The 11,448-nt window shown below is 63.1% G+C and carries 11 protein-coding genes; all 11 read right to left on the bottom strand.

The genetic code is table 11. The features are described from left to right. Nucleotides 1–474: 474 nt before the first annotated feature. The 11 genes from JKL46_RS14810 to nuoH all read right to left on the bottom strand — a co-directional run bounded on the left by JKL46_RS14810 (nucleotide 475) and on the right by nuoH (nucleotide 11,437). Nucleotides 475–810: a DUF1467 family protein gene (locus JKL46_RS14810; RefSeq protein ID WP_201834080.1), complete on the bottom strand. Its 336-nt coding sequence runs from the start codon at nucleotides 808–810 to the stop codon at nucleotides 475–477. A gap of 10 nt (nucleotides 811–820) precedes the next feature. Continuing rightward, nucleotides 821–1,225: a methylmalonyl-CoA epimerase gene (gene mce / locus JKL46_RS14805; RefSeq protein ID WP_201834078.1), complete on the bottom strand. Its 405-nt coding sequence runs from the start codon at nucleotides 1,223–1,225 to the stop codon at nucleotides 821–823. A gap of 20 nt (nucleotides 1,226–1,245) precedes the next feature. Next, the gene (locus JKL46_RS14800; protein WP_201834076.1) at nucleotides 1,246–2,919 is read right to left on the bottom strand and encodes a ribonuclease J; all 1,674 of its coding nucleotides are present in this window, start codon (nucleotides 2,917–2,919) and stop codon (nucleotides 1,246–1,248) included. Further along, nucleotides 2,919–3,749 (bottom strand): biotin--[acetyl-CoA-carboxylase] ligase, encoded by an 831-nt coding sequence (locus JKL46_RS14795; RefSeq protein WP_201834074.1) that lies wholly within the window; start codon nucleotides 3,747–3,749, stop codon nucleotides 2,919–2,921. Before JKL46_RS14795 ends, JKL46_RS14800 begins: the two co-directional genes overlap by 1 nt. A 2-nt stretch (nucleotides 3,750–3,751) precedes the next feature. Then, nucleotides 3,752–5,194, bottom strand: a complete 1,443-nt coding sequence (gene nuoN / locus JKL46_RS14790; RefSeq protein WP_201834072.1) for an NADH-quinone oxidoreductase subunit NuoN — start codon at nucleotides 5,192–5,194, stop codon at nucleotides 3,752–3,754. A gap of 7 nt (nucleotides 5,195–5,201) precedes the next feature. Beyond that, nucleotides 5,202–6,713: an NADH-quinone oxidoreductase subunit M gene (locus JKL46_RS14785; protein ID WP_201834070.1), complete on the bottom strand. Its 1,512-nt coding sequence runs from the start codon at nucleotides 6,711–6,713 to the stop codon at nucleotides 5,202–5,204. After that, nucleotides 6,713–8,749 carry an NADH-quinone oxidoreductase subunit L gene (gene nuoL / locus JKL46_RS14780; RefSeq protein ID WP_201834068.1) on the bottom strand — a complete coding sequence of 679 codons (2,037 nt, stop codon included), beginning with the start codon at nucleotides 8,747–8,749 and terminating at the stop codon, nucleotides 6,713–6,715. The genes JKL46_RS14785 and nuoL overlap by 1 nt, the downstream gene beginning before the upstream one ends. An 88-nt stretch (nucleotides 8,750–8,837) precedes the next feature. Next, complete coding sequence (gene nuoK / locus JKL46_RS14775; protein ID WP_201834066.1) at nucleotides 8,838–9,146, bottom strand: NADH-quinone oxidoreductase subunit NuoK; 309 nt, start codon at nucleotides 9,144–9,146, stop codon at nucleotides 8,838–8,840. Between the two features lie 11 nt (nucleotides 9,147–9,157). Then, complete coding sequence (locus JKL46_RS14770; protein ID WP_201834064.1) at nucleotides 9,158–9,772, bottom strand: NADH-quinone oxidoreductase subunit J; 615 nt, start codon at nucleotides 9,770–9,772, stop codon at nucleotides 9,158–9,160. Between the two features lie 138 nt (nucleotides 9,773–9,910). Next, nucleotides 9,911–10,399: an NADH-quinone oxidoreductase subunit NuoI gene (gene nuoI, locus JKL46_RS14765; RefSeq protein ID WP_201834062.1), complete on the bottom strand. Its 489-nt coding sequence runs from the start codon at nucleotides 10,397–10,399 to the stop codon at nucleotides 9,911–9,913. A gap of 12 nt (nucleotides 10,400–10,411) precedes the next feature. After that, complete coding sequence (nuoH, locus tag JKL46_RS14760) at nucleotides 10,412–11,437, bottom strand: NADH-quinone oxidoreductase subunit NuoH (RefSeq protein ID WP_201834060.1); 1,026 nt, start codon at nucleotides 11,435–11,437, stop codon at nucleotides 10,412–10,414. Nucleotides 11,438–11,448: the final 11 nt, after the last annotated feature.

Genomic DNA, 11,448 nt, shown 5'->3' with positions numbered 1-11,448 from the left:
CTTGGGTCTCGATCGGAACAGGTAATAGGTAGCGACTCGCTTCCAGCACACAACACAGGCGCCGGGCAAAAGACAAGCTGTCATCGCCCTGCCTGGCCTGCGGCGAGATGGATTAGACCAAAGATCAATACAAGAAATGCCGAAAAATGCATCAGGGCGTGCCTATAAAAGGTGACACCGCTAGGTAAGGTGATTATAAGCAAAATCCTAACGTCTCAGACCTTCAAAGGTCCGAGGCTACGGTCCGAGTTTCGGGAGGAACAAGGTCCCCAGGCGCCCCGAGGCGCCGGCCTTAGAAAGCCAGGGATGAAAAATTGCCAAAAGGCAGTATAGCAAGGCGAAAGCCTTGCTTTTTCTTTTTCAGCGTCGATTTTTTGCTTGAATATCCGAGGTGGTCGACTTGCGTGGGACCACCTCTTTTTTGTTTCTCCGCATTTTTGTCGGCGAACCGGAGCCACTTGGCCGGAAAATGCTTCAGAGACCCGTCAGCGGAAAGACCGCCGCGGCGCCGATGAGGACGATGGAGGCGACGAGAGTCGTCCAGATCGCCTTTTCACGCAGGGCAGGCAGGGCCGGAGCGCCGGGCTCGCTTCCGCGGACCACCTCCCCGGCTTCCACCTGACTGCGGATTCCGAAAGGCAGAACGGCAAAGAGCAGAATCCACCAGATCACGAAATACAGAGCAAGACTGCCGCTGACCCGCAGACCGAATGCGTTGACGGAGATGGCAACGGCAATCGCCGAAATGACTGCCACCACGGCAAGGGTGGACCAGAGCGATCTGGCGAGTGTTTTTACAAGGCTTATCAACGGCTTGTCCTCAGGCCTGCTCGAGTTCGACGAGGGTGCCGTTGAAATCCTTCGGGTGCAGAAAAAGCACCGGCTTCCCGTGGGCTCCGATCTTCGGCTCGCCGGAGCCCAGCACTCTGGCCCCGGAATTCACAAGCTTGTCGCGGGCGGCGTGGATATCGTCCACCTCGAAGCAGATGTGGTGCATGCCACCGTCCGGATTCTTCTCCAGGAACTTGGCGATGGGAGATTCAGCGCCGAGCGGCTCCAACAGCTCGACCTTAGTGTTCGGCAGCGTGATGAAAACCACCGTGACGCCATGCTCTTCGAGCGCTTCCGGAGCGGAGACTTCGGCGCCAAGGGTGTTGCGATAGACGTCCGAGGCCGCAGCGATATCGCGGACGGCAATCGCGACATGGTTGAGACGTCCGATCATGGCACCCTCCCCTTCGTTTCTCAGGCCTCGATCACCAGCACGTGGCAAGCGGGCTTCTTGCCCCATTCCTGGTTCACGGCGGCGCGGACCGCCCGATGTACCGCGTTCTCTACGGCCTCGGGATCCCGGCGCTTTGCTTTGGAGAGCCCATCGAGCAGATCGGCGACTGTGTCGGCGATGATATCGGTCATCTCGCGGCCCTGGCGGTTCTTGTCAGGCAGCCCCATCGCATCGATGACCGGGTCGCCGACGAGCTCGCCCCTGTCGTCGATGGCGATGGCGACGGTGACGATGCCGGCGAAGGCGAGCTTACGCCGCTCCGGCAGAGCCCGCTCACCTGCGCCGATGACGATGTTCCCATCCCGGTAGAGGCGCCCGGCCGGGATGTTGTCGACGATCTCGGCCGGTCCCGGCGCAAGGCGGACGAGCGTGCCGTTACGGGCCTTGACCACTTCCGGCACACCCTGAGCCCGCGCGAACTTGGCATGTTCACTCAGGTGCAGGGCCTCGCCGTGGGCGGGAATCGCGATGCGCGGACGGGTCCACTGGTACATCTGCGCGAGTTCGCCCCGCCGGGGATGGCCGGAAACATGGACCAGCTCCGTACGGTCGGTGATCACATCGACGCCCTGCTCGATCAGCTTGTTGATGATGGAGCCGACTTCCTTCTCGTTGCCGGGGATGGCGCGGGACGAAAAGATCACCCGGTCGCCGGCGGAGAGCGCGATGTCGGGATGCTCGTCCTGCGCGATGCGTGCGAGGGCCGCGCGAGGCTCGCCCTGGGACCCGGTGAGGATGGCGACGACCTTGTCGCGCGGCAGATAACCGAAATTCTCGGGCGATCGGAATTCGGGCAGGTCGTCCAGATAGCCGCATTCCTTCGCCACCTCGACCACACGGTCCATGGCGCGGCCGACCACGATCACCTCGCGCCCGCACTCGCGCGCCGCCTGGGCGACCGAGCGGATGCGCGCCACATTGGAGGCGAAGGTGGTAACCGCCACCCGGTGCGGCGCATCCTTGATCAGTTGCGCCAGGCTCTTGGAAACGTCAGATTCGCTGGGGCTCGTGCCTTCGCGGACTACGTTGGTGGAATCGCAGACGAGGGCGAGGACGCCCTCGTCGCCGAGAGCACGGAACGACTCCTCCGATGTCAGGCTGCCGAGATAGGGTGTGTTGTCGAGCTTCCAGTCGCCGGTATGCACCACGAGACCTTGCGGGGTGCGGATGGCAAGCGCATTCGATTCAGGGATCGAGTGAGCCACGGGCACGTACTCGATCTCGAAGGGACCGAGCTTCAGCCGCTGGCCGGGCACGATCTCGTTCAGGTCGACCTTCGGCGCATTCGCCTCGGAGAGGCGGCGTGTTTCGAGAAGGCCGATGGCGAACTTCGTCGCGTAGACCGGCACGCGAAGACGCGGCCACATCTCCACGAGAGCGCCGATGTGATCTTCGTGAGCATGGGTGATGAAGATGCCGAGGAGGTTATGGCGTTCCTCTTCGATGAAGCGCAGATCCGGATAGACGAGATCGATGCCAGGAAGGTTCTCCTCGCCGCCGAAGCCCATGCCGCAATCGACGAGAATCCACTGCCGGTCGTCCTCCGGCCCGAAGCCGTAGAGCGCAGCGTTCATGCCGATCTCGCCGAGTCCTCCAAGCGGAAGAAAAACCAATTCGTCCTGGTGAGAAGCCATTAAGTTCGAAACCCTTTCGTGCCAGCGTCAGGCTTGGCTATATCGTGTTGCAAATTGGGAAAATAAAGGTCGCCCGCATCGATGAGTTCCATCCCGTCGGCGCTTTTCAGCTGCAGTCGTCCGAACCGGTCGAGACCTTCGAACACACCCTTCTTCTCACCTGCGGGCAATCGAAGCCTCACTTCCTGCCCTACGCCCGCTGCCCGTTCGAGCCAGAGCCGGCGGATCGCACCGAATGGATCCGACGCGCTCATGCGGGACGACGCGCGCCACGCCGAAAAGGTCCTGGCGAAGGCGGCCGCGAGAGATCGGAGCAAGACCTCGCGCGTCAGATCCGGCCTGACCGACTTCAGCGCGATGGCTGGATAAGGGGTGCCCGTCGGAGCGAAAGCCACGTTGACGCCGAAACCGATCACGATGGCCAGAGGGCCGTCCGTCTGAAGCTTGTGCCCTTCGAGCAGAAGACCGGAGACCTTGGCCCCGTCGAGCAGAAGGTCATTGGGCCATTTCAGAGAGAGTCGCGGCGCGCCGATTCCCGTGACTTCCTCCACTGCTTCGTGCAAGGCCAGACCGGCGACGAAGCCCAGTTGCGGGGCAACTGCCACCTCGCACGGATCGATCAGAAGGAGGCTGGCATAGAGGTTGCCCTGGGGCGACGACCATTGCCGGCCATGCCGCCCCCTGCCTGCGAGCTGCTCGGCCGCGGTGATCCAGAGTTGTCCCGGATCGCCGGAGCGAGCGGCCTTGAGAGCATCGTCATTCGTCGAGTCCGTCGCCTCAAGCGAGAGGAGCCTGTAGCCGGCAGCCTCGGTCTCTGGCGACAGATCCACGACTAGAACAGGGACCGGGCAGCAGCACCGGCTGCGGCCACGAGGGGGGCCGGAACGATGCCGAACAGGACGACGAAGACGCTGCTCACGGCGAGCACGAACTTCACGCCGAACGGCATGGCGTCGTAGCGCTCACCCGGCGCATCGAAATACATCACCTTGACGATGCGCAGGTAGTAGTACGCGCCCACCACGCTCGTCACCACGCCGATTACGGCCAGGGCGACGAGGTTGGCCTCGATGGCGGCGGCGAAGACGTAGAACTTGGCGAAGAATCCGGCCAGCGGCGGGATGCCGGCGAGCGAGAACATCATCATGGCCAGGCAGAATGCCAGCGCGGGATGGGTGCGGGCGAGACCCGAGAGATCGTCGATCGACTCGTACATCACGTTGCCGCGCCGCATGGCGAGGATGATCGCGAAGGAGCCGAGCGTCATGGCGAGGTAGATCGCCATGTAGATCGCGACGCCCTGCACGCCTGCCGGCGTACCTGCGGCCAGGCCGATCAGCGCGTAACCCACGTTGCCGATGGATGAATAGGCCATCAGGCGCTTCAGGTTGCGCTGCCCGATGGCGGCGAAGGAGCCGAGCGCCATCGAGGCGATGGAGATGAAGACGATGATCTGCTGCCACTGCACCAGGATGCCGGGGAACGCATCGATGAACACGCGGGTCGCCATGGCCATGCCAGCCATCTTGGGGGCGGCGGCGAAGAACGCGGTCACGGGCGTGGGCGAGCCCTCATAGACGTCCGGCGTCCACATGTGGAACGGCACGGCCGAGATCTTGAAGGCGATGCCGGCGGCCACGAAGACGAGGCCGACGATGGCGCCGATACCGACGGTGGTGCCGGTCAGGACCGAGGCGATGGTCGGGAAGGAAACGCTGCCGGTGAAGCCGTAGATCAGCGACGCGCCGTAGAGCAGCATGCCGGAGGACAGGGCGCCGAGCACGAAGTATTTCAGGCCGGCTTCCGTCGAGCGCACGTTGTCACGGTCGAAGGCCGCGATCACGTAGGACGACAGGCTGAGGAGTTCGAGGCCGAGATAGAGGGCGATGAGGTCGTTGGCCGAAATCACCATCATCATGCCGATGGTCGAGAGCACGATCAGGATCGGATACTCGAAACGGCTGATGCCCTCGCGGCGCATGTAATCGAGCGAGAGAATGACGCCGCCGGCGGAGCCGAGCAGCGTCAGGGCCTTCATGAACTTGGCGAAATCGTCGACGACGAAGGAGCCGGCCATGGTCTCGACCCGCTCGGACGGCAGCATCAGCACCGCCAGGAAGGTGACGGCGAGAAGCGCCAGAGCGATGATGTTCATGCCGTAGCCCGGGCGCTCGCCGCGGAAGGCGCCGAACAGCACCATGACGAGAACGCCGGCCGCCATGAGGATCTCTGGCAGCATCGGACCGAAGGCGGGAATGGTGAGGGCGGGATTCATCGTGACCTCAGTTCGCGGCAAGAGCTGCCGTTTTCACGGTGGCGAGCGCGGCCTGAACGCTCGTCATGAGCGCATCCGTCGGCGCGGCGAAGGCGTCGAGGATGGGGCCGGGCTGGATACCGTAATAGATGATGAGCAGAATGAGCGGCGCGAAGGTGATGATCTCGCGGCGGTTCAGATCGGTGATGTTCTGGAGTGCCGGCTTGTCGAGCTCTCCGTAGACCACGCGACGGTAGAGCCAGAGCGCATAGGCTGCCGAGAGGATCACGCCGGACGCCGCGAAGAACGCGACCCAGGTGTTGGAGCGGAAGGCGCCCATGAGGGTCAGGAACTCGCCGATGAAGCCCGACGTGCCCGGCAGGGCGACGTTCGCCATGGTCAGGATCAGGAACACCACGGCATAGAGCGGCATCCGGTTCACGAGGCCGCCATAGGCCTTGATCTCGCGGGTATGCATCCGGTCGTAGATCACGCCGACGCTGAGGAAGAGCGCGCCGGAGACGAGACCGTGGGAGATCATGGTGAACATCGCACCCTGGATGCCCTGCTCGTTCATGCTGAACAGGCCCATGGTCACGAAGCCCATATGCGCCACGGAAGAATAGGCGATGAGCTTCTTGATGTCCTCCTGCATCAGGGCGACCAGGGAGGTGTAGATGATCGCGATGACGGAGAGGGCATAGACCAGCGGTGCGAAATAGAGCGACGCATCCGGGAACATGGGCAGGGATACTCGGATGAAGCCGTAGCCGCCCATCTTCAAGAGAACGCCTGCCAGGATCACGGAGCCCGCGGTCGGCGCTTCCACGTGCGCGTCGGGCAGCCAGGTATGGACCGGCCACATGGGCATCTTCACCGCGAACGAGGCAAAGAAGGCGAGCCACAGCCAGATCTGCAGGTTCGGCGCGAACTTGTAGGTCAGAAGGGTCGGGATATCGGTCGTGCCGGCGGTCCAGTACATGGCCATGATGGCGAGCAGCATCAGGACGGAGCCGAGCAAGGTGTAGAGGAAAAACTTGAAGCTCGCATAGATGCGCCGCTTGCCGCCCCAGATGCCGATGATGAGGAACATCGGAATAAGGCCCGCCTCGAAGAACAGATAGAAGAGCACGAGGTCGAGGGCGACGAAGACGCCAATCATCGTGGTCTCGAGGACCAGGAAGGCGACGAAATATTCCTTGACCCGGTTCTCGATCGAATCCCACGACGCCAGGATGCAGAACGGCATCAGGAACGTGGTGAGCAGGACGAGCGGCATGGAGAAGCCGTCGACGCCGAGCTTGAAGCGGATCGTCTCGGTCAGCCAGGAATGGCTTTCCACGAGCTGGAACGAGGCCGAGGCAATATCGAAGCGGGCCCAGGCGACGAGGGACAGCAGGAAGGTGGCGATCGTCGTCGCCAGGGCGGCCCAGCGGGCGTTCGAGCGAGCGGCCTCGCTGTCGCCGCGCAGGGTCAGGATGAAGGCCGCGCCGACGAGCGGCAGGACCAGGAGGCCGGAGAGAATGCCGAAGCCGAGCATTAGTGGGCTCCCCTGAAGAGATAGAAGGTCACGAGAGCCGCAACGCCGATCAGCATCGCGAAGGCATAATGATAGACGTAGCCGGTCTGCACCCGCACCACCCCGCGCGTCACGTCGAGGACGCGGGCGGAGATGCCGTCAGGGCCGAGCCCGTCGATGATCTTCTGGTCGCCGGTTCGCCAGAAGAAGCGGCCGATGGCCATCGCCGGACGCACGAAGATCGCATCGTACAGCTCGTCGAAGTACCACTTGTTCAGGAGGAAGCGGTACAGGATCGGGTGATCGGCCGCGAGCTTCGCCGGCTGCTTGTTGTCGATGATGTACATGTACCAGGCGAGCACGAAGCCCAAGACCATCATGATCGTCGGCAGCAGCGGCACCCAGCCTGGGAGATGATGCATCTCTTCCAGGATATGGTTGTCCGGACGGGTGTAGAGCGCACCCTTCCAGAACTCCTGGTAGCCCTCGCCGATGAAGGCGCCGTGGAAGACGATGCCGGCGATAACCGCGCCCGTGGCGAGCACGATGAGCGGGATCAGCATCACGAGCGGGCTCTCATGGGGGGTATGGTCCCCATGGTGGCCATGGTCATGCTGGGCATGGCTCGCCGGCTCCACGTCGCGGTTGTGATCGTCGTGCTCGACTCCCTCATGGGAGTGCGGGGCGTGAGCGTGATGATCATGATGCCCCCAGCGTGCGGTTCCCTCGAAGGTGAGGAAGAACAGGCGCCAGGAGTAGAACGAGGTCATGAAGGCCGCGACGACGGTCGCCAGGAATGCGAAGGAGCCGGCCGAGGAATGCGCGGCGTAAGCCGCCTCGATGATCGCGTCCTTCGAGTAATAGCCGGCGGTGAACGGGAAGCCGGTGAGTGCCAGCGTGCCTATCGCCATCATCGCCGTGGTCAGGGGGATGTAGCGGCGGAGCGCTCCCATGTGGCGGATATCCTGCTCATGGTGCATGGCGTGGATGACCGAGCCGGCGCCCAAGAACAGCAGCGCCTTGAAGAAGGCGTGCGTGAACAGGTGGAACACGCCTGCGCCATAGGCGCCGACGCCGAGGCCCACGAACATGTAGCCGAGCTGCGAGCAGGTCGAATAGGCGATGACGCGCTTGATGTCGTTCTGGACCAGGCCGACGGTGGCGGCGAAGAAGGCCGTGATGCCGCCGATGACGGTGACGACGGCGAGAGCAGAAGGCGCATATTCGAAGAGCGGCGACAGGCGCGCGACCATGAAAACGCCGGCGGTCACCATGGTGGCGGCGTGGATGAGGGCCGAGACCGGGGTCGGGCCTTCCATCGCGTCCGGCAGCCAGGTGTGCAGGAGGAACTGTGCCGACTTGCCCATGGCGCCCATGAAGAGCAGCAGGCAGGCGATGGTCAGGGCATGCCACTCGATGCCGAGGAACATGAAGCGCGCATTCGCGAACTCGGAGACGCGCGGGAAGATCGCGTCGAAGGTGACGCCGTTGAACAGCACGAAGACCGTGAAGATGCCGAGCAGGAAACCGAAATCGCCGACGCGGTTGACGATGAAGGCCTTCATGGCCGCCGCGTTGGCGGAATCCTTCTGGTACCAGAAGCCGATCAGCAGGTAGCTCGCGAGGCCCACGCCTTCCCAGCCGAAAAACATCTGGACGAGGTTGTCCGCTGTCACCAGCATGAGCATGGTGAAGGTGAAGAGCGACAGATAGGCGAAGAAGCGCGACCGGTGCGGATCCTCGTGCATGTAGCCGATGGAGTAGAGGTGCACGAGGGCCGAGACGGTGTTCACGACCACCAGCATCATGGCGGTCAGCGTGTCGATCCGGAACGCCCAATCGACCTGAAGGTCGCCGACCGACATCCACTGGGCGATCTGGATCCTGGTGGCGCCGTCGCCGAAGCCGACCTGAATGAAGGACACCCAGGACAGGACGGCCGCCACGAAGAGCAGCGCGGTGGTGACGATCTCGCTCGGCCGCGGCCCGAGGAGCCGGCCGAAGATGCCTGCAATGAGGAAGCCGACGAGCGGCAGGAAGACGATTGCGTGATACATGTTCGTTTACTTCGCCATTCCGTTCGGGCTCATGGCCGACGCATGATCTTGATCAGAAAACCGGTTCCCACTTTTCCGGATCATGGTCCTAGCCCCTCAACCTGTTGATGTCCTCGACCGCGATGGAGCCGCGGTTGCGGAAGAAGACCACTAGAATGGCCAGGCCGATCGCCGCCTCCGCCGCCGCGACCGTGAGGATCAGCATGGCGAAGACCTGGCCGACGATGTCGTTCAGGTGGGTCGAGAACGCGACCATGTTGATGTTCACGGCGAGCAGGATCAGCTCGACGGACATCAGGATGACGATCACGTTCTTCCGGTTGATGAAGATGCCGAACACGCCGAGCGTGAAGAGGACGGCGGCGACGGTGAGATAATGACCCAGTCCGATAACCATGGCGCCTCTCCTTAGATGCCTTGGCGGAAGGGAACCTTCCGCACCTCGACCGCAGTCTCCTGAGTCCGGGCGTTCTGCTTGGAAATGTCCTGGCGCCGCACGCCGACCCGCTCGCGCAGGGTCAGGACGATGGCGCCGATCATCGCGACCAGAAGGATCAGGCCGGCCGCTTGGAAGAAGTAGAAGTAGCGGGTGTAGAGCACCTGTCCGAGGGCCTCGGTATTGGTCATGACGTCGGCAGCGGGGATCGGCACGGCGGGGGAGCGCACCAGACCGGGATCGATGGTGTAGGTCCCGACCACGAGGATCAGCTCGAGGAGGAGGATCACGCCGATCAGGCCGCCGATGGGCAGATACTGCAGGAAGCCCTGCCGGAGCGCGGCGAAATCCACGTCGAGCATCATGACGACGAAGAGGAAGAGCACCGCGACCGCGCCCACATAGACGATGACCAGGATCATCGCCAGGAACTCGGCGCCCATCATCAGGAACAGGCCCGCCGCATTGACGAAGGCCAGGATGAGGAACAGCACCGACTGCACAGGGTTGCGGGAGGCAATCACCATGAAGCCGGAGGCGATCGTGATCGTCGCGAACAGATAGAAGAAGGCGGCGGTAACCGTCATGCTTGAGCTCAAGCCGCCAAAGGCGGCCCCTTCCGACGTGGCGCCGGAGAATCCGGCGGCCTGTCTATAAAATCCGAATCCGGCCGGCACAACCCGCCGGACATGCTTGCCCCCTGCCCTCGCCGGGCAGGACGCCCCTTACCGATAGGGGGCGGTCTTCGCGAGGTTCCTCGCGATCTCGCGCTCCCAGCGCTCCCCGTTATCGAGAAGCTTGGCCTTGTCGTAGTAGAGCTCCTCGCGGGTCTCCACCGAGAACTCCAGGTTCGGGCCTTCCACGATGGCATCCACCGGGCAGGCTTCCTGGCACATGCCGCAATAGATGCACTTCACCATGTCGATGTCGTAGCGCGTCGTGCGGCGGGTGCCGTCGTTGCGACGCGGACCGGCCTCGATGGTGATAGCCTGGGCCGGGCAGATAGCCTCGCAGAGCTTGCAGGCGATGCAGCGCTCCTCCCCGTTGGGATAGCGCCGCAGGGCGTGCTCACCGCGGAAGCGTGGGCCGCGATGACCCATCTCGAAGGGATAGTTCAGGGTCGCCTTCGGCTTGAAGAAGTACTTCATCGTCAGGACGAACCCTGAAATGAACTCCTTCAGCAGGAGGGATTGGGCGATGCGGTCGAGCTGCATGGCCGATCTCCTTTAGCGGACGCCCGGCGCATTGCCGGTGACCATCAGAACAGCCGCCACGACGATGACCATGGCGAGCGACAGCGGCAGGAAGACCTTCCAGCCGAGGCGCATGAGCTGATCGTAGCGGTAGCGTGGCACCAGGGCTTTCACCATGGCGATGAGGAAGAACAGGAAGCTCGCCTTCAGAACGAACCAGATCACGCCCGGGATCCAGGTGAAGGGCGCGAAGGGGATCGGAGAGAGCCAGCCGCCGAGGAACAGAATCGTGCCGAGGGCGCACATGGTCATGATGGCCACGTACTCGCCGAGCATGAAGAGCAGATACGGCGTGGAGGAATATTCCACCATGTAGCCGGCCACGAGTTCCGATTCCGCCTCGGGCAGATCGAAGGGCGGACGGTTGGTCTCAGCCATGGCCGAGATGAAGAACACCACGAACATCGGGAACAGCGGCAGCCAGTACCAGCCGAGGATGCCGAGCCGGGTGTTCTGCGATTCCACGATGGCCGACAGGTTCAGCGTTCCGGCACACATGAGCACGGTGACGATCACGAAGCCGATGGAGACCTCATAGGACACCATCTGCGCCGCGGAGCGCAGCGCGCCGAGAAACGGATACTTCGAGTTCGAGGCCCAGCCGCCCATGATGACGCCGTAGACGCCGAGCGACGAGATCGCGAAGATGTAGAGGATGCCCACGTTGATGTCGGCGATGGCCCAGCCGGCATTGAGCGGGATGACCGCCCAGGCCGCCAGCGACAGGGTGCACATCACCAGCGGCGCAAGCAGGAACATGCCCTTGTTAGCCGGCGCCGGGATCACCGGCTCCTTCAGCACGAACTTCAAGAGGTCGGCAAAGGACTGGAAGAGACCCCAGGGGCCGACCACGTTCGGGCCGCGGCGAAGCTGGACCGCCGCCCAGACCTTGCGGTCGGCATAGAGCGCGTAGGCGATGAAGATGAGAAGAGCCACGAGCATGAGCAGGCTCTTGCCCAGCATGATCGCGACTGCGAGGACGATATCTCCGAAATCCATGATCCGTTCCT

Source organism: Microvirga zambiensis WSM3693, assembly GCF_016735695.1.
GTDB classification, from domain to species: domain Bacteria; phylum Pseudomonadota; class Alphaproteobacteria; order Rhizobiales; family Beijerinckiaceae; genus Microvirga; species Microvirga zambiensis.
Note: the sequence above shows the minus strand (reverse complement) of the source record. Positions and strands in the feature narration are given on the sequence as shown.